16 protein-coding genes are annotated in these 17,552 nt (G+C 60.9%); 14 read left to right on the top strand and 2 right to left on the bottom strand.

Annotation, left to right across the window (positions count from 1 at the left end):
- The first annotated feature begins 149 nt into the window (after positions 1-149).
- On the top strand, positions 150-749 hold the full coding sequence (locus JNK74_14260; protein MBL7647346.1) for a response regulator: 600 nt from the start codon (positions 150-152) through the stop codon (positions 747-749).
- 63 nt (positions 750-812) lie between these two features.
- On the opposite strand, the gene JNK74_14255 is transcribed toward JNK74_14260, so the two are convergent.
- Positions 813-1,784, bottom strand: coding sequence for an NAD(P)-dependent glycerol-3-phosphate dehydrogenase (locus JNK74_14255; protein MBL7647345.1), 972 nt, complete (start codon positions 1,782-1,784; stop codon positions 813-815).
- 799 nt (positions 1,785-2,583) lie between these two features.
- Between JNK74_14255 and JNK74_14250 the strand changes: the two genes are divergently transcribed.
- The gene (locus tag JNK74_14250) at positions 2,584-3,000 is read left to right on the top strand and encodes a response regulator (protein ID MBL7647344.1); all 417 of its coding nucleotides are present in this window, start codon (positions 2,584-2,586) and stop codon (positions 2,998-3,000) included.
- 221 nt (positions 3,001-3,221) lie between these two features.
- Here the strand turns inward: JNK74_14250 and JNK74_14245 are convergent, their stop codons facing one another.
- A complete protein-coding gene (locus tag JNK74_14245) occupies positions 3,222-4,961 on the bottom strand; it encodes a glycoside hydrolase family 31 protein (protein ID MBL7647343.1) in 1,740 nt (579 codons plus the stop codon).
- A gap of 315 nt (positions 4,962-5,276) precedes the next feature.
- Here JNK74_14245 and JNK74_14240 point away from each other — a divergent pair, with 315 nt between their 5' ends.
- The 12 genes from JNK74_14240 to JNK74_14185 all read left to right on the top strand — a co-directional run bounded on the left by JNK74_14240 (position 5,277) and on the right by JNK74_14185 (position 17,497).
- Positions 5,277-6,377: a hypothetical protein gene (locus JNK74_14240; protein MBL7647342.1), complete on the top strand. Its 1,101-nt coding sequence runs from the start codon at positions 5,277-5,279 to the stop codon at positions 6,375-6,377.
- Between the two features lie 543 nt (positions 6,378-6,920).
- Positions 6,921-7,247 (top strand): NADH-quinone oxidoreductase subunit A, encoded by a 327-nt coding sequence (locus JNK74_14235; GenBank protein MBL7647341.1) that lies wholly within the window; start codon positions 6,921-6,923, stop codon positions 7,245-7,247.
- The gene (nuoB, locus tag JNK74_14230; protein ID MBL7647340.1) at positions 7,238-7,930 is read left to right on the top strand and encodes an NADH-quinone oxidoreductase subunit NuoB; all 693 of its coding nucleotides are present in this window, start codon (positions 7,238-7,240) and stop codon (positions 7,928-7,930) included. The genes JNK74_14235 and nuoB overlap by 10 nt, the downstream gene beginning before the upstream one ends.
- Complete coding sequence (locus tag JNK74_14225; protein ID MBL7647339.1) at positions 7,903-8,367, top strand: NADH-quinone oxidoreductase subunit C; 465 nt, start codon at positions 7,903-7,905, stop codon at positions 8,365-8,367. The genes nuoB and JNK74_14225 overlap by 28 nt, the downstream gene beginning before the upstream one ends.
- A complete protein-coding gene (locus JNK74_14220; protein MBL7647338.1) occupies positions 8,364-9,527 on the top strand; it encodes an NADH-quinone oxidoreductase subunit D in 1,164 nt (387 codons plus the stop codon). The genes JNK74_14225 and JNK74_14220 overlap by 4 nt, the downstream gene beginning before the upstream one ends.
- 23 nt (positions 9,528-9,550) lie before the next feature.
- Entirely contained in the window at positions 9,551-10,660 is a 1,110-nt protein-coding gene (gene nuoH / locus JNK74_14215) for an NADH-quinone oxidoreductase subunit NuoH (protein MBL7647337.1), read from the top strand.
- A gap of 16 nt (positions 10,661-10,676) precedes the next feature.
- Positions 10,677-11,498, top strand: coding sequence for a 4Fe-4S binding protein (locus JNK74_14210; protein ID MBL7647336.1), 822 nt, complete (start codon positions 10,677-10,679; stop codon positions 11,496-11,498).
- The gene (locus JNK74_14205) at positions 11,495-12,115 is read left to right on the top strand and encodes an NADH-quinone oxidoreductase subunit J (GenBank protein MBL7647335.1); all 621 of its coding nucleotides are present in this window, start codon (positions 11,495-11,497) and stop codon (positions 12,113-12,115) included. The genes JNK74_14210 and JNK74_14205 overlap by 4 nt, the downstream gene beginning before the upstream one ends.
- Positions 12,112-12,444: an NADH-quinone oxidoreductase subunit NuoK gene (gene nuoK / locus JNK74_14200; GenBank protein MBL7647334.1), complete on the top strand. Its 333-nt coding sequence runs from the start codon at positions 12,112-12,114 to the stop codon at positions 12,442-12,444. The genes JNK74_14205 and nuoK overlap by 4 nt, the downstream gene beginning before the upstream one ends.
- A 25-nt stretch (positions 12,445-12,469) precedes the next feature.
- Complete coding sequence (gene nuoL, locus JNK74_14195) at positions 12,470-14,440, top strand: NADH-quinone oxidoreductase subunit L (protein ID MBL7647333.1); 1,971 nt, start codon at positions 12,470-12,472, stop codon at positions 14,438-14,440.
- A gap of 37 nt (positions 14,441-14,477) precedes the next feature.
- Positions 14,478-16,028, top strand: a complete 1,551-nt coding sequence (locus JNK74_14190; protein MBL7647332.1) for an NADH-quinone oxidoreductase subunit M — start codon at positions 14,478-14,480, stop codon at positions 16,026-16,028.
- 17 nt (positions 16,029-16,045) lie between these two features.
- Positions 16,046-17,497: an NADH-quinone oxidoreductase subunit N gene (locus JNK74_14185; GenBank protein ID MBL7647331.1), complete on the top strand. Its 1,452-nt coding sequence runs from the start codon at positions 16,046-16,048 to the stop codon at positions 17,495-17,497.
- Positions 17,498-17,552: the final 55 nt, after the last annotated feature.

The following is a 17,552-nucleotide window of genomic DNA, read 5'->3' as shown; positions in this document are numbered from 1 at the left end:
GACGTTGCTTTCTGGCTGCTGACGCGGGGAGCTTTCATCGGATCACCGGCATCGAAGCGCGCGGTGACCCAGTATTGCGGATCGCCCCCGCAGCGTGGCTGCGAGCTCGGGATGGCCGTTTCATTGGAGGGGAGAGCGAGGGTGGGCTCATGAAAAACAGAGTATTCACGACGGGCGAAGTCGCCGCCATCTGCGGAGTATCCGCGGACACGGTCTCTCGCTGGTTCGATCTTGGTCAGATCGAAGGGTATCGTCTCGGGCCCGGCGGTGATCGCCGCATCCCCTACGATAACCTCCGGAAGTTCATGCTCAGCCATGGCATCCCGCTGGAACGCCTCGAAGAAGGTGAGCGGCGCGTCCTCGTTGTCGATGACGACCCCTATTACCTCGACATTATTCCTTCGGTTCTCGCCCGAGGGGAAGAGTACCTCGTGCTGACCGCATCCACCGGATTCGACGCCGGCGCCATCGTTGTGGAACACAATCCTCAACTGGTGATTCTGGATATTCACTTGTCCGACATGGATGGCCGGATGGTCTGCGAGCGCGTGAAATCCCGCATGGAGACGCGCAACACGCGGATCCTGGGCATTTCCGGGTTCATTGAGGAAGAGGAGATCCAGGAACTGGTGACCTTCGGCTTCGATGATTTCCTGAAGAAACCCTTCCACATTGATGAGCTGGCGCTGCGCGTGGAGCAACTCTTCGCCCTGCCTCACACCAAGATCAATCGCCCCCGAGCGCTTTGAGATTTAAGAATAGTGAATTGAGCATGGTGAATTAATATTTTCCGTCCTAAAATTCACTATTCGTTATTCCGCCTTCGCCTCCCGCGCCATGAGCGTTTCAATCGCCTCGCGGGCGGGCAGATCCTCAAACAAGACCTGATGGGCCACGTCGGTCAACGGCATTTCGACGCCCATCTTGAGGGCCAGCGCATGGGCCGAGCGTGTTGTGCGAACGCCTTCCGCCACCATCGGGCTGCTGTCGAGAATATCCTGGAGCTTCTTGCCCTGGGCGATCGCTTCGCCTACGGCCCGATTCCGCGAATGACGGCTGGTACAGGTCGTAATGAGATCGCCCATGCCGCTGAGCCCGGCAAACGTAAGGGGATTGGCGCCGCAGGCGCTTCCCAGCCGCGCGATCTCCGCGAGGCCCCGGGTGATCAGGGCTGACTTGGCGTTGTCGCCCAGCCCCAGTCCGTCGCAGACGCCCGCCGCGATGGCGACCACGTTCTTCAAGGAGCCGCCCAGTTCCACGCCGATGATATCCGGGCTCGTATAGACCCGGAAGTTCGAGCAGAAAAAAGCCTCCTGAACCATCTTGCAGGCGTCTTCGTCCGCGCTTGCGGCCACGAGCGACGCCGGAAGGCCGCGCCCCACCTCCTCCGCATGGCTGGGGCCGGAAAGGGCCACCACGGGGCTTCCAGGCGCGAGTGCGGCAATAATCTCGCTCATCCGCAGGAGCGTGTCGTTCTCAATGCCCTTGGCCACACTGACCCGTACGGGATTATGGGTAAAGAGAAACTGGGGAACCACGCTGCGCATGGCGTGGGAGGGGACCGCATAGACCACCATGTCGGCGGCCGCGTTCACCTCGGGGGCAATGACGACTTCGGGCGGCAGCAAGACCCCCGGAAGGAATTTCTTGCTTTCCCGGGTGGCGCGCAGGGTGTCGGGATCATCTTCGGGCCGACACCAGAGTTGGACATTCTGATTGTTCAATGCGAGGACGCGGGTCAGGGCGAGGCCCCAACTTCCGCCACCGATGACTTGAATTTGCATGGTCGTCACTAGATCCCTGGATGGTGCTGCTGCAAGACGCCGCGATGGGCCCGCGTACCCTAGCAAAGGCCCGCCGGATGGTTCAAACGGGCCAGCTCCGGACCGTCCAAAAATAAAGCGCCCGCCGAGGGGGGCACCTCGACGGGCTGCGGCAGGTAGGCTCTTTTTGGCAGGGGGCTTGCCAAATTGAGGGAGCTGCTGACTCCGAAGAGTCATTCAACTGTACGAGCCTACGTCCATAGTATGCACTATTCGGGAGGGTAATGTAAAGCGAAAATTACAAAAATTTTGAAATTCTGTATCTGATTGATTTTATTGGGTTTATTGCATGCGCTTGTCCCATTTTGGGGCGAGTGCGGGCTCATGGGAAAGAAAAAGCACATCAAAATTGCTCCCCAGCCGGCCCGGCAGGCGTGTTATACTGGTATGCCACACGCGTGCGCCAACCCGTCGTGGGGCTTGCCCTTGGGGTGCGCCCAAAAAGGAAGCGCCCGCCGAGGGGGGCACCTCGGCGGGCTGCGGCAGGTAGGCTCATTTTTGGCAGGGGGCTTGCCAAAGTGAGGGAGCTGTTGACTCCGAAGAGTCATTCAACTGTACGAGCCTACAATCGAAAGTATAATCAAAATATATGTAGAAAGTATGACAAAAAATATCCCATTTCATGAAGAATTCCGATTTTGATACACAATTTCGTCACGATGTGGCGGATTGCGGGGGTGAATACAATAATATCTATTAATTTTGGCGACAATGGTGTAAGCTTAGCCGCAAGGTTAGCAACGTCTGGGAGAGAAACTGGATGGCCCGTATTATAGTCATCGATGACCACTATGCAATGCGGCAGACAATTCGAGAAGTCCTGGAGGATCAGGGGCACGAAGTCCTGGAGGCACCGGAGGGCGAGTCGGGAATACACCTCCAGCGCCGCAGTCCGGCGGATCTGGTGATAACCGATATCTTTATGCCCCATAAAGAGGGCATGAGCACCATCCGCGAGTTGTGCATGGAGTTTCCCGAGTTGCCGGTGATCGCCATGTCGGGGGGAAGCCGCGACCTCACGGCCCCAGAGGGTTTCATTGATCTGGCGCGTCGCTTCGGGGCCTGCGCCACCCTGACGAAGCCATTCCAGATTGCGGAATTGTTGTCCGTGGTGACCTATGCGCTCGCGGGAGAAAGCAAAAACCCGGTCCCAACGAATCAGGACCGGGTGCACTGAACCTGTATAGCGTATTGGCGGGGGATTAAAATCCGTCCAGGAATCCTGCGCTGGCGCCGAAGAGAAACAGCAGAACGGCGCCGAGGGTGAAAAGGAATCCGTTGACGATTTGCTCGAACCAGGTCATGGTAAGTCTCCTATGCAGAACGAAGTTGTGTTTTCGGGTGAAAGTGGAGCACACGCTAACATGGATGCACTTCGGATTACAACCTGAAGTCCGCTCAGCGCAGGTGCCATGTGCCCGTGGCGCCCATGGTATCCCGCAGGATGACGCGGTGGTCAGTTTCCGAGAATTCCCACGCGGCCGCATCCACGGGCGTGTCATTGAAGCGTACTTCAGTGGGCGGTGATTCGCGAAAGACCCGGAGGATACAGGGGCGGCCCGCGCCCTCCAGACGGATGCTCAGCCCGTCCTGTTGCGCAACGCTGACCTCCAGCGCCGCCTGATCGTCAGGGGCGTAGCAGGTGAACGCGCCATCCGCAGCGGGGTAGATGTTTAGGGTGAGCAGCCCGGCCGAATCCTTGGAGCCGACGCCGGTATAGTCCCGGGAGATATTCATGGGGATGATTGCGCCATCCCGGATGTACACCGGGTATTCGTCCATCGGATAATTCCGATTGAATTCGACCGGCCCTTCGATCGCGATGGCGTCGTCGAACCAGTAGCGCCAGGTGCCCGCGGGCAGGTGAACCTCCCGCTCGCCTCCGGGCCGGTGGATGGGCGCGATCAGCAAGTCGTCTCCGAAAAGGTAGTGGAATTCGCCGTCCGCCAGGGGAGTCATGAGACGCTTCCCGCCCTGGCTTGCGGTGACGATGTAGTGGTACATGTAGGGCACGAGCTCGTGGTGCAGCCAGGAGAAGTCTCGAATAATTTTCAGTTCTTCCGGGCTGCGCATCCACATGCGCCGTTCGCCGTGGCCGCCGTTAAGGAAAAGCCCGCAGAAGGTGGAGAACTGGGTCCAGCGGATGTAGAGCTCCGGGTCGATGGGCTCTTCGCCGTGGTAGCCGGCGATGTCTGATCCGATCACGCTGTAACCCATCTCCGCGCTCTTGAGGATCAGCCGGATGGCCCGTTGGAGGCCCCGCGTACCCTCGTCCCAGGTGTGGGTGTTGTCGCCCACCCAGTTGACGGGGGAGGCGTCGATGGGGGCGAAGCCCTCGGGATGTACCCAGGGGGCGACGGAATCGAGGGAGCGGGACATGGTCACAAACTCGGGATTTTTCCGCAGGCCGTTCGCGTATTCGTCCCGATAGTAGTGGTCCATGTATTGGCGCGTGGATATGCGCCCGGCGTGGGTGTCCGCATAGAACCACGGAATGACGCCCTTCGTACGGAAATTGAGTGTGGCGGAGCCATCCAGCTTCCAACCATCGACACCCCAATCCAGCACGGAACTCTGGAGCCCCTGCCACCACGCCATGGCCTCGGGATTGGTATAGTCGATGAACCCACCTTTACCCTTCCACCATTTCTTCTGGAAGTCCCCATTGGTCAGAAAGCCCCGGTTGGCGGCCTCCTGAAACCAGTCGGGCGAGGTGGTCAGGGCGGTGTCTTTACTCTCGCTATTGACCATGCTGGTCATCCAGAGCACGACCCGGATCCCCCGCTCGTCGAGGCTGCGGAAGAAGGCTTCCGGATTGGGGAAGCGGGCTTCATCCACGATGAAGTCGTTGTATCGCGTGGACCAGGGGCTGTCGATGAGCACGGTGCGCACGGGGAAGTCGTGGGCCAGGTGACCGTTGACCATTTCCAGGGTGGACGCGGCGGTGTTGGTGTCGTCCTCCCAGACCCAGGGTTCCAGCGCCCAGGCCGGCGTCAGCGGCGGGTTGCCGTGGCGCTGGCTGTTCATGGGCATGCCCCACCCCGGATAGAAAAAGAGGCCCCAGCCAACGACAAGGGTAATCAAGAGGAGCGCGCAGGAGATCTGAAATACGCGCAGCCAGCAACCGGTTTTTTTCATCGAGAACCTTTTCTGTTCAGGGCGCATCCACGCGTCCGGCGGATAGTATACCGAAATTTGTGGTGGGAGGGGGCCGGACGAAGACGCGTCTCGTTCCGAGAGGGAATATATGAGACCACGCGAATGGGCTTCAGGATTCTCTCGATTCGGGCGGCTTCGCCCTGCTACATTTTCCGCGATGGGGGACTCATCGAGGACAACGTCGGAAACCTGTTTCCTGTATCCGTCCGATCCGGTATCAGCCCGCTCAATATTCGTGAGCGCATTCAGCGCGCACGTCCTGTCCGCAGTTTCTCTATTTTAACGAGGTGTATCATGCCAGCCCCAGGCGCCGCCGCCAAACCCGCTCCCCGCATTCTTTCCATGGACCAGTACCGAGGATATGCCATTTTCGGCATGCTGCTGGTCGATTACTTCGGCAACTTTGAAGCGAACCTTCTCGAGCCCCAGACCAGCACCGGCCTGGTGTGGGTTCTCGCCCACGTGTGGCACCAGCTCCACCACCCCCACGGGGCGGGCTTTACATTTGCCGACCTGATTGCGCCCGTTTTCATGTTTGTCGTCGGCATGGGCATGCGTCTATCCATGACGAGGCGGATGGCGAAGGGGGATGTGCACGCCGCGCGGATGGGGCTGGTCAAGCGCTACGGCATGATCATCATGCTCGGATTCACCATCTACACGGGTTACCTGTGGGACGCCCTCCTCAATATCGGCCTGGCGGGCATGCTGGTGCTCTGGGTGGTGGACAGAAAGCCCTGGCAGCGCTTCGCCTTTGGCGTCGGCATGGTTTCGCTCTATCAGCTTGTTTGCATTTATACGAGCTACGGCGAGATCGTCCATCGCACGATGAAATACACGGGCGATACCATGCCCCTGATCTGGAAACTCATCCCCTTCGGCCCCACGCTGCTGGATGTGCCCATCAACGGCGGTCCGCTGGGTCACTGGAGCTGGGCGCTCATGATGATTGGCGGTACGCTCGCGTACGACATTCTGGCAACGCGCGATCGGCGGAAAATAACCTTCAACCTCCTCGCGTGGGGCTTCGGACTTGCCCTCGTCGGGCTCGTGCTCCAATCGGAATGGGTCGGCATCAAAGAAGCCTGGCCCTTCGCCAAGAACTGGGTCTCCGCCTCGTATTCCGTCTGGTCCACGGGCCTGTGCTTTCTGAACCTGCTCCTCTTTTACTACATCTGCGATGTCTGGGGCTGGGAGATCCCCAACCTGACCGTGCTCGGGATCAACCCGTTGGCCATCTATGTCCTCCAGTGGTGCATCTGCGAGAGTGGCTCCCGATTTATCAACAGCAGCGCACCCTGGTGGTACATTTTCCTGGGGTGGGCCATTTTCTACGGGGTGATTTACGGAACCGCGCGCTACTTCTACGACAGAAATATAATCATCAAGTTATAAGCCTTCCGAGTGCCCACTCGGCCGCAGGCCCTGTACAAACGAAACCTGCCCTGGCGACAGCGGCAGGTTTCGCCATTCAGGGAGGGCTTTCCCAGACGATGCTCGCCCGGCTGGTGACTTCCGGTCAGCCCGCAGGCCGGGGTGTTCATTGCGCAGCGCAGGGTTGCGCAGCACTGAGCGATACTGTACTGCGCCCATCGAGAAGTGTCCTGCTCGGGCTGCGCACTTGCACAGTCGAAGGGCGCCGAAACCCCTTCGGACGTGTCCCGCCACACCCGCGCTACAAGCCTGTTCAAGCTGGGATGGGTGAATTGCCCCTCCGCAGCCCGTCATATTTCTTCGCCGCGCGCCCGTGATTGCGCCTTTGGCACACCGATTGCTCTATCAAGAGAGAATTGAGCAGTTTCGTAGTGATTGATATGCCTGCCCAGGGCGCACGAGTCCGTGTCGCCCGCAGGCGTTTCCGGGCAGACATCAGGCAAGCTTAACGGGCCTTGGAACGTGGCTACAGGAGTGACCGTGGAATATCTATTTGTTCTCGCGATGATCGTTCTGGCCGCCGCCATGGTGGCCGGCGGACTGATCCTGTCCTACCTCGTGGCGCCGCGCCGTCCCGGTGGACTAAAGGATATGCCCTACGAATGCGGTGAACAGCCCATCGGCGATGCCTGGATCCAGTTCAACGTGGGCTACTACCTCTTTGGCCTCCTGTTTCTGGTATTCGACGTGGAAGCCTCGCTCATGTACCCCTGGGCGGTCGTGTTTCGCGCCGTTGGTCTGGCCGGGTTGATTGAGATGGGCATTTTCGTACTCGTCCTGATTCTGGGGCTGGTCTATGCGTGGCGGAAAGGCGTTCTGGAATGGGTGTAGCACTCGAAAAGCTGCCCGGCATCGTGGAGCGCTTTCCCGGCGGATCCGTGGCGGTCACCCAACTGGATCAGGCCATCAATCTGGCCCGCTCCAACAGCCTCTGGCCGCTCATGTTTGGCACGAAGTGCTGCGCCATCGAGATGCTGATGGCGACCGGCGCGGCGCACCATGATCTGGCCCGCTTCGGCGCGGAAGTGGCCCGGGCCTCGGTCCGCCAGGCGGACCTGATGGTGATCGCCGGCGCGATCGTGAAGAAAATGGCCCCGCGCATGCGCCTGCTCTATGAGCAGATGGCCGAGCCGCGCTACGTTATCGCCACCGGCTCCTGCGCCATCTCCGGCGGTCCCTTCATGTACAACTCCTATACCATCGTGCGCGGCGCGGATGAAATTGTCCCGGTCGATGTTTACGTGCCCGGTTGCCCGCCGCGCCCGGAGGCCTTCTTCTGGGGGTTGATGACGCTCCAGAAGATGATTCGCGAAGGCGAGACGATTCGCGAACCCGGAATTCGACGGAAACCGGTGATGGCGGCCCTCCCCGAAGACGTTTCCATGCACGATATACGCCGCGAGATCTGCTCGGCGTTGATAGAAGACAATGTTGTGGACGTGGCGAAGGCGGCGGACGAGAAGCCCTGGGCGCGGAAGGTGAGGGAATGGATCCAGAAAAGCTCCTCGCGCTGATCGAGTCGATCTGTCCCACGGTCCGGCATCGGGCCCATGCGGACCGCGCCGCCCTGTCCATCGCCGCCGACGAACTGCTGGCGCTGATGGCGGTGCTTCGCGACGATCCCGCCCTGCGCTTTGATTTTCTGGTGACCCACACGGCCATCGATCTTCCGGACGAAAAATGCTTCGAGCTGGTATACCTCCTGTACGCCAGTGAACACGGTCACTCGCTCTTCGTGACGACCCGAGTTGATCGGGACAATCCCGTGGTCCCTTCCGTCTGCGGGCTCTGGCCCATCGCGGAGTGGCAGGAGCGGGAGGTCTATGATCTGATGGGCGTGCTCTATGACGAACATCCCGACCTGCGCCGCATGTTTCTTGAAGACGACTGGGTCGGCTTTCCGCTTCGCAAGGACTACCAGGACGAGCACATGCTGGAGCTTCCGAAATGAGCGTCCAGATTCGCACCCTTGAGGAACACCTTCACGCGTCGCCCCAGGCGGACAGCGAGTTGACGACCCAGGAATACCTGGTCAACATGGGGCCCCAGCACCCCATTGCCCACGGGTCCCTGCGCGTTGTGCTCCGGTTGGACGGCGAGAATGTGAAGTTTGTTATTCCCGTGCCCGGCTACGTCCACCGCGGCGTGGAAAAGATGTGCGAACACCTGACCTACCGCCAGATTATTCCCTACACGGACCGACTGGACTATCTCTCCGCGATCATGAACAACTGGGCCGTGGCGAAGACGGTGGAGAAGGCCCTCGGTATCGAGACGAATGCGCGGATCGAGACGATCAGGACGATCATGTCCGAGTTGCAGCGCCTTCAGAGCCACGCACTCTGGTGGGGCGTCACCGGCATGGACCTCGGGGCCTACACGGCCTTCCTCTATGGTTTTCGCGAGCGTGAAATCATCGGCGAGATCTTCGAAGAGACCATCGGCGCGCGGCTGACGATGAACTACATCCAGCCCGGGGGGCTCATGTACGACATCCAGCCCGATTTTGCGGCGAAGGTCAAGAAGCTCATTCCCTACCTGCACGGATGCATCGCCCAGTACGAGACCCTGCTCAGCGGCAACACCATCTTTCAGGAGCGGCTGCGCAATATCGGTGTCATGGACGGCGCCGAGGCGCTGGCGCTGGGTTGCACGGGTCCCATCCTCCGGGCGAGCGGCGTTCCCCTGGACCTCCGCGCGACGGAGGCCTACGGCGTATACGATCAGGTGAATTTCAACGTGGTGGTCGGCGCGGTGGGGGATAGTTGGGACCGCTACTATGTGCGGCTCCACGAAATGCGGGAGTCGCTCCGGATCATTGAACAACTGATCGACAACGTCCCGGAGGGCGACTACGCCACGCTTCGCTACAACGAGGAACTGATTCTGCCCGAGGGGCTGCACTACGGCCAGACGGAGACGGCCCGAGGCGCCTTCGGGGTATTCATCGATTCCGACGGCAAGCGCCCCCACCCGAGGCGCCTGCACTTCCGCTCGCCCAGCTTCAATAATATGTGGGTGGTGACCCGGATCGCGGCGGGCTGGCGCATCGCGGATTTCATTGCAATTCAATCGAGCCTCGACCTCGTGATACCGGATATTGACCGATGAGCGCCATGGAACCGCAACTTGTGATGGCCGCGACGGTGGCCCGGACCTGGGAGCCGAACACCATCGCCCAACGCGCGGCGGCGGCGGCCACGGAGAACCTGTGGGTAACCGCGGCGTACCTCATCGGCTCCATGATCGGTGTGGTGGCCGTGCTTTCGCTGCTGGGCATGGTGCTGATCTACGTTGAGCGAAAGGTCGCCGCGCGCTTCCAGTGCCGCCTCGGGCCGACGCGCGTAGGGCCGTTTGGCCTGCTGCAAACCCTGGCGGACACGCTGAAGCTGGTGTTCAAGGAAGACTTCGTGCCCGAGATGGCGGATAAGTTTCTGCACATGCTCGCACCTTTCCTGGCCCTGCTCGTCCCGGTGGTCCTGCTGGCGCTCCTGCCCTACTCGCCTTCGATGCAGGTGGCCGATCTCAACATCGGAATCCTTTTTGTTACCGCCATCGGCGGCTTCGGCGTCATGGGCATTCTCATTGCCGGCTGGGCCTCCAACAACAAGTGGTCCATGATCGGCGCCATGCGCGCCGGCGCACAGATTATCTCGTATGAATTGTCGGCCACCCTGGCCCTCCTCGTGGTGGTGCTGTTCTCCGGCACCATGTCCCTCTCGGGCATCGTGCAGAGCCAGCAGGATGGCTGGTGGATCTGGCGCGGACACGCGGCGGGCTTCTGCGCCTTCATGCTGTATCTGATCGCTTCGACAGCCGAACTCAACCGCACGCCCTTCGATATTCCCGAGGGCGAGTCTGAGCTCACGGCGGGCTTTCACACCGAGTACTCCGGGCTGCGCTTCGCATTCTTCTTCCTGGCCGAGTTTATCAACATGTTCACGGTCTCGGCGCTGACCGCGACGCTCTTCCTGGGCGGATGGATGCCCTTTCACATTGGCGACTGGGCCGCACTCAACAGCCAGATGGACCTGATTCCGCCGATCATCTGGTTTGGCGCGAAGACTTCCGCCGTTATCTTCATCATCATGTGGTTTCGCTGGACTTTCCCGCGCCTCCGCGTGGATCAGCTCATGCACCTGGAATGGAAAATCCTTCTGCCCATCGGATTTGCGAATCTGCTGCTGGCTTCCATCATTGTGCTGATTAACGCTTATCCCTTTCCGCTGGAACTCCCGCAATGAAAGGCCCGCGCTTCATATGGGAATGATCCAAGCCACACAGATCGTGAACGAGGAACGGCCAATCGCCGGCAAGACGGTAAGCGTGTCGGTCGTCCAGCGACTCCGCCCGCCGACCCGCTTCCAGGTGGCCCTGCTGGGAATGCAGGGCCTGCTGCAGGGCATGTGGCTGACCCTCACCTACTTCTGGTCGCCGGTGGAAGTGGTCACGCGCGAATATCCCGAGAATCGCGATTCATTGAAGATTACCGAACGCTTTCGGGGGAATTTGCGGTTCAAGTTTCCAAATGAAGTGGCCCACCAGACCCACAGCGCGTTGCTCGAACAGATTGCCCAGGAGACCCAGACCCACCCCGAGGTGGCGGAGAACTGGATCCGGGATGAAGACGACACCCGCTGGTACCACAACTGCACCGGTTGCTCGAAATGCGAAGAGGCCTGTCCCAACGCTTCCATCCGAATTCTTACGCGCCACGGGGAAATCCTGGATGATCGCGAGATCGACCGATTCGTCTGGCGGCTGGACTCGTGCATGTTTTGCAACGCCTGCGTGCTGGCCTGCCCCTGGGACGCAATCGAGATGACCGGCGGATTCGAGAACGCCGTGTTTGACCGCCGTCTGCTCGTCTACAGCCTCAATCGACTCGCGGCTCCGCGCATCAACCTGATTCAGGATGAGCAGGACCCGGCGGTACGTGCGCGGATGATTGACTGGCGATCACGCTACGGCGGGCCCATCCCGCTGGGTGGCACGGGTCTACCGAATCTCCCGGCCATCGGCGCCCCCAAGGTCCAGGAATGCCCCGTGTCCCACGCGGGAAGCACGGCGGTGGCCCCATGATCGCGGAAGCCACCTACACCGTCGTCTTTTACGGGCTTTCCATCGCCGTGATCGCCCTGGCCGTGGCCGTGGTCAGCGCGCGTCAACTGCTTCGCGCGGCCCTCGCCCTGATGGGAATGCTGGCGCTCAGTGCGGGCTACTACGTCATGCTTGCGGCCGAGTTCCTGGCGGGTGTCCAGATTCTTGTCTATGTGGGCGGCATCGTGGTGCTTATTGTTTTTGCCATCATGCTCACGCGGTCGTCGGAATTGCGGGAAGACCAGCCGGGACCGCGCACGAAGCTTATGGGCGCGGTTTTCTCCATCGCGTTTATGCTGATGTCGGGCGCGGCCCTGCGGGCCACCGACTTTGCGACCTCCACCCACGGCGTACGGCCCGCCGAGGAGATTCGCATGATCGGCCTCGGCCTGCTGGACCGAAGTGGTGCGGGCTACCTGTTGCCCTTCGAGGTGATCTCGCTGCTGCTGCTGGTCGCCGTTATTGGCGGCACGGTCATCGCGCGAAAGACCCCACCGAGGAACCAGCCCTTCACCACGGGCGGGGACCAAATCGGGGAAACCATATCGGAGCAGGTGCGCCAGCAGGATGACGACAGCAATGGGGAGTACGGACGATGACGGAGTTGCTCGCGGGATATGCTCCCGGACTTCGGGAATGGTTGACGCTCTCGGCGATCCTGTACGCCATTGGCCTCTACGGGCTGCTGACCCGGAGAAACGCGATTGCCATTCTCATGTCGGTGGAAATCATGCTGAATTCGGCCGCGATGAACTTTGTGGCGTTCAATCGCCATGTCGCGCCCGAACAGGTGGACGGGCACATCATGGCGATTTTCGTCATCGTGATGGCGGCGGCCGAGGTGGTGGTGGGGATGGCGATTGTGGTGGCGCTCTATCGGATGCGCGCCACCGTGGATGTCAATCAAATGAATATGATGAAAGGGTAGGGCGATGGACGGCACTTCAGGCTGGATGATACAGCACGCGTGGCTGATCCCCGCCTTTCCGCTGGTTTCCTTCGCGCTGAATGGACTCTTCATCAGCCCGATTTCGAAGCGGGCGGCGGGCGTGGTGGCGACGCTCTCCATTCTGGCTTCGGCCCTGTGCGCCTATACGCTGGGCTACCAGTATTTCACCGCCTATCCGGCAGGACACGAACACCCCATTCTTGTGCCCTGGTCCTTTGCGTGGCTCAGCTACATGCCGGGACTCACGGTGAATGTGGGCGTACTGGTGGATCCCATCTCCGTCATGCTCATGTGCGTCGTCACCACGGTGAGCTTCCTCGTGCATACCTACAGCAACGCCTACATGCACGGGGAGTATGGTTTTGGCCGCTACTTTACCTACCTGAATCTCTTTACCTTCAGCATGCTGGGCCTGGTGGTCTCGCCCAACATCATTCAGATGTACGTTTGCTGGGAGCTCGTGGGCGTCAGCAGCTTTCTGTTGATCGGCTACTACTACAACAAGCCCTCGGCCGTTTCGGCGTCGAAAAAGGCGTTCATCGTCACGCGCTTCGCGGATCTGGGCTTCCTCATCGGGGTGATCCTGCTGAGCTACTTCGGCTTCCAGATATACCCCGAGTGGAGCGTGGACGCGGACGCAGTCGCGAATGGGCTCGCGAACGTGCAGCCGGTGGATTTTGCTTACCTGAATCATCCCCTCTTCCTGGAGAAGTTTTCCGGGCTCGGGCTCACCTTCATCGGCATGAACCTCCTCAGTCTGGCCATGATTCTGGTCTACATGGGTGCGGCGGGCAAGAGCGCCATGTTTCCCCTTCACATCTGGCTGCCCGACGCGATGGAGGGCCCCACGCCCGTCTCCGCGCTGATTCACGCGGCAACCATGGTGGTGGCGGGCGTGTATCTCGTGGCGCGGCTTTTTCCGGCTTTCGCCTTCAGCGGCACGGCCCTTCTGGTGGTGGCTTGTGTCGGTGCCTTCACCAGCCTTTTCGCGGCGGTCATCGGCATGACCCAGGACGACATCAAACGGGTACTGGCCTTCTCGACTTTGAGCCAACTGGGCTACATGATGCTCGCCCTCGGGGTGAGTTCGTCGGAACACACGCTGGGCTATACCGCGAGCATGTTTCACCTTTTCACCCATGCCTTCTTCAAGGCCCTGCTTTTCCTCGGCGCGGGTTCGGTGATTCACGCGGTCCACACGAACTCGATCTGGGAGATGGGCGGTCTGGCGAAGAAGATGCCGATTACCCACATCACTTTCCTTATTGCCACCCTCGCTATCAGCGGCATCTGGCCCTTTGCCGGCTTCTTCTCGAAAGATGAGATCCTCGCCTCGGCGCTGGCCGGGGGGCACTATGTAATTTTCGGCGTGGCCATGCTCGTGGCCGGGCTCACCGCGTTCTACATGTTTCGTATCTACTTTGTCACCTTCTGGGGCAAAGGGCGTGGCGATGGCGCTGGACACGCCCATGAGGCGCCCGCGCTCATGTGGATGCCCATGGCCTTCCTGGCGGTGCTTTCCAGCGTCACGGGTTTCATTCCCATGGGTGAATATGTGAGCCTGGGCGCCCATGAGGCCCACCACGGGATCAACCTGGCGATTGCGGTGCCCGCGACGGTGGCGGCGCTTCTGGGTATCTCGGTCGCGGCCTTCCTTTACCTGGGCGATGGCGCTCGCGCCCGCGCAGCGGCCAATGGCCTGGGCGTCGTCTACCGCACGGTGAAGCAGAAGTTCTACTTTGATGAACTCTATCTCTTTGTCACGCACCGGATAATTTTTCGCAATATCGCCCGCCCCATCGCCTGGTTCGACAAGCGCGTGGTGGATGGCGGGGTGGATGCCAGCGGCTGGCTCACGCGCCAGGGTGGCTGGCTGCTGAGTCGCACGCAGACGGGTCAAGTCCAGACCTATGGCCTGTGGTTTACCGGCGGCGTGGCCTTTTTGATGTTGATGCTGTGGTGCGCGCTGGCCTAGCGCGTGTCCAATTGTCGTAGGAGAGTAAGGAACTAACATGGGTCTTCTCAGTTGGCTCATAGCCGTGCCGTTCCTGACCATGGTCGCGGTACTGTTCGTGCCGGATCGGCACTGGCGCGCGATCCGGTGGATCTCCCTCGCCGGCACGGGGCTGGGCCTGGTGCTGACCGCGGTCGTGACGTGGCGCTACTGGGTGGAATCCCGGGCGGACGTGGAAGGCTTCCGCACCGCCACGCAGACGACGCTCTATCTGGTGGAGCGCTTCACCTGGTTTGAACCGCTCGGCATTCAGTATTACCTGGGCATCGACGGGATTTCCGTAAGCATGGTCATTCTCACCGCGCTCATCATCTTTTGCGGCGTGCTGGCCAGTTGGAATGTGGAAACGCGCACGAAGGAATTCTTCGCCCTGCTCCTCCTGCTGGTGGCGGGCGTCTTCGGCGTATTCCTCACCTACGATCTTTTCCTGTTCTTCATGTTCTACGAGCTCGCCGTGCTGCCCATGTACCTCCTGATTGGCATCTGGGGCACGGGGCCCAAAGAGTACGCGGCCATGAAGCTCACCATCATGCTGCTGGCGGGGAGCGCCTTTGTGCTCGTGGGGATGCTGGCCCTCTTCCACGAGTCGGGCCTCCACACCTTCGACCTGCAGCGGCTCGCCACGGTGGATTATTCCGATCGCTTCCAGTGGTGGTTCTTCCCCATGATTTTCGTGGGCTTCGGCGTGCTCGGCGCGCTGTTTCCCTTCCACACGTGGTCGCCCGACGGCCACAGTTCCGCGCCCACGGCCGTATCGATGCTCCACGCGGGCGTGCTGATGAAACTGGGCGGCTACGGCGCCCTGCGCATCGCCGTCTACCTCCTGCCGGAAGGCGCGAAGGACTGGGGCCTCTTCTTCATGGGCCTCACCACGATCAACATTCTCTACGGCTCTTTCGGCGCGGTGATGCAGAAGGACCTGAAGTATTTCACGGCCTACTCCTCCGTGAGTCACTGCGGTTTCGTGCTCTTCGGCGTGGCCACCTTGAACCTGATGGGCTTCAAGGGCGCCGTGCTCCAGATGTTCAGCCACGGCATCATGACGGGTCTCTTCTTCGGCCTCATCGGCATGGTTTACGGGCGCACCCACACCCGCGTGATCCCGGACATGGGCGGCCTGGCCAAAGTAATGCCCTGGCTGGCGACCTGCTTCTACATCGCGGGTCTGGCGAGCCTCGGTTTGCCGGGTCTGGCGGGATTCGTGGCGGAGACCCACGTGTTCCTTGGTGGTTTCTTCGGCAACCCCTGGTCCAGCACCATCGCCACCCGGGTGCTCACGGTCATCACCACCCTGTCCATCGTGGTGACGGCGGTGTACGTGCTGCGCGGCCTGGCCATGGCCTTCCAGGGCCCGATCAAAGATCCCCACTTTGAAGAGCTTACCGACGCCACAATAACTGAAAAGTTTGCGACGGGAATTCTGGTGGCCACGCTCCTCGTGGCGGGCCTTTTCCCGTGGCTGATGATAGACCTTATTGAACCTTCTCTCTACCCCTTCATCAATCGCCTTCAGGATGTCGCCTCGGCGGGCCTGATGGGCGGATCGTAAAGGTGATCGGCTACGCCATGATTATCGCCACTCCAGAACTGATTGTGATTGCGACCGCCTTCGCCATCCTGGTCAGTGACCTGTTCATGACCGAGAACAGCCGCCGCGCCCTCGCGCCGATGGCCGCCATCGGCCTCGCCCTGGGCCTGGTGGTGACGGCGCTTTTTGTGCCCGCGTCGGGCGAACTGCTGGGCGGGCGCTTCGTGATGGATCCCGTGGCCTGGTGGTTCAAGATTCTATTCATGCTTTCGGGCCTCATCGCCGTGGTCCTGTCCATGGACACGTTGGATGGCCGTGCGCGTGTTCGGCACCGGGGGATGGGCTTCCGGGGCGAGTACTACGCGATTCTCCTTTCCAGCATTATCGGGATGATGCTCATCGTGTCCTCCCGCGAACTGGCGACCCTCTTCGTCAGCCTCGAAATCGCCACTCTGCCCCTCTTCGTGCTGGCCGCGTGGCGTCGCGACGACCCGAAGTCCGGAGAAGCGGGCCTGAAATATGTCATCCTCGGTTCCCTCGCCTCGGCTTTCATTGTCTATGGCTTCGGCATCCTCTACGGTCTCGCGGGCAGCACCCGCCTCGATGTAATCGCCGCCGCCGTCTCGGGGAAGTACACGCCCGCCTTCCTGCTGGCCGTGGGCCTCGTGCTCGCGGGCACGGGCTTCAAGCTGACCGTGGTGCCCTTCCACCTCTGGGCCGCCGACGTCTACCAGGGCGCGCCCACGATCGTCACGGCCTGGCTGTCCGTCGCGTCGAAAGCGGCGGGCCTCGCCTTTGCCTTCCAGATACTCTTCGGCCTTTTCGGCGCCTGGGTGTCCCAATGGGGCGCGATGATTGCCCTCCTGGCCGCGCTCACCATGACCCTCGGCAATCTCGTCGCCATCGTGCAGCAGGACATCAAGCGCTTCATGGCCTTCAGCGCCATTTCCCAGGCAGGCTACTTCCTGCTTGGCTTCCTCGGACAGGGAAGCGAGGGCGTGCCCGCCATGCTCTACTACCTCATCGTCTACGCCGTGAGCAATCTCGCCGTCTTCGCGTGCATCGTCTGGTTTGAGAACGAAACCGGCAAAGAAAACATCGACGACTATCGCGGACTCTCCCTCACCAATCCCCTCATGGCCCTTGGCATGATGGTCGCCCTCTTCAGCCTCGCGGGGATTCCGCCCCTCTCCGGATTCGTGGGGAAATTCTTCCTCTTCAGCATCGCCTCCAAAGCGGGTTACCACTGGCTCGTCGCCCTGGCCGCCGTCAACTCCACCATCTCGCTCTACTACTACCTGCGCGTCGTCCGCCAGATGTACATCGAGCCCGCCGACGGCGAAGTACCCGTGCCGCGCCGCTCGCCCATCATCGGCACCACCCTGGCCCTCCTCGCCATCGCCATCATCGCCCTTGGCGTCATCCCCACGGTCTACGAGCGCATCCACGCCACCACCATCGCCTGGCTGCCGACCCTGCCCATCTTGTAGCCCAGAGGTCTCAGGGGCTTTTCGCTGCATGCTCATAGGCCCCGATGTCTATGCC

The sequence above is a fragment of the Candidatus Hydrogenedentota bacterium genome (genome assembly GCA_016791475.1).
Lineage (GTDB): Bacteria > Hydrogenedentota > Hydrogenedentia > Hydrogenedentales > JAEUWI01 > JAEUWI01.
Note: the sequence above shows the minus strand (reverse complement) of the source record. Positions and strands in the feature narration are given on the sequence as shown.

What these genes read in the sequence shown, in the direction of transcription:
- JNK74_14260 (MBL7647346.1), top strand. Translation starts at nt 150, where the DNA reads ATGAAAAACAGAGTATTCACGACGGGCGAAGTCGCCGCCATCTGCGGA.
- JNK74_14205 (MBL7647335.1), top strand. Translation starts at nt 11,495, where the DNA reads ATGATCGCGGAAGCCACCTACACCGTCGTCTTTTACGGGCTTTCCATC.
- JNK74_14220 (MBL7647338.1), top strand. Translation starts at nt 8,364, where the DNA reads ATGAGCGTCCAGATTCGCACCCTTGAGGAACACCTTCACGCGTCGCCC.
- nuoH (MBL7647337.1), top strand. Translation starts at nt 9,551, where the DNA reads ATGGCCGCGACGGTGGCCCGGACCTGGGAGCCGAACACCATCGCCCAA.
- JNK74_14185 (MBL7647331.1), top strand. Translation starts at nt 16,046, where the DNA reads ATGATTATCGCCACTCCAGAACTGATTGTGATTGCGACCGCCTTCGCC.
- JNK74_14235 (MBL7647341.1), top strand. Translation starts at nt 6,921, where the DNA reads ATGATCGTTCTGGCCGCCGCCATGGTGGCCGGCGGACTGATCCTGTCC.
- nuoB (MBL7647340.1), top strand. Translation starts at nt 7,238, where the DNA reads ATGGGTGTAGCACTCGAAAAGCTGCCCGGCATCGTGGAGCGCTTTCCC.
- nuoK (MBL7647334.1), top strand. Translation starts at nt 12,112, where the DNA reads ATGACGGAGTTGCTCGCGGGATATGCTCCCGGACTTCGGGAATGGTTG.
- JNK74_14255 (MBL7647345.1), bottom strand. Translation starts at nt 1,784, where the DNA reads ATGCAAATTCAAGTCATCGGTGGCGGAAGTTGGGGCCTCGCCCTGACC.
- nuoL (MBL7647333.1), top strand. Translation starts at nt 12,470, where the DNA reads ATGATACAGCACGCGTGGCTGATCCCCGCCTTTCCGCTGGTTTCCTTC.
- JNK74_14225 (MBL7647339.1), top strand. Translation starts at nt 7,903, where the DNA reads ATGGATCCAGAAAAGCTCCTCGCGCTGATCGAGTCGATCTGTCCCACG.
- JNK74_14245 (MBL7647343.1), bottom strand. Translation starts at nt 4,961, where the DNA reads ATGAAAAAAACCGGTTGCTGGCTGCGCGTATTTCAGATCTCCTGCGCG.
- JNK74_14240 (MBL7647342.1), top strand. Translation starts at nt 5,277, where the DNA reads ATGCCAGCCCCAGGCGCCGCCGCCAAACCCGCTCCCCGCATTCTTTCC.
- JNK74_14190 (MBL7647332.1), top strand. Translation starts at nt 14,478, where the DNA reads ATGGGTCTTCTCAGTTGGCTCATAGCCGTGCCGTTCCTGACCATGGTC.
- JNK74_14210 (MBL7647336.1), top strand. Translation starts at nt 10,677, where the DNA reads ATGGGAATGATCCAAGCCACACAGATCGTGAACGAGGAACGGCCAATC.
- JNK74_14250 (MBL7647344.1), top strand. Translation starts at nt 2,584, where the DNA reads ATGGCCCGTATTATAGTCATCGATGACCACTATGCAATGCGGCAGACA.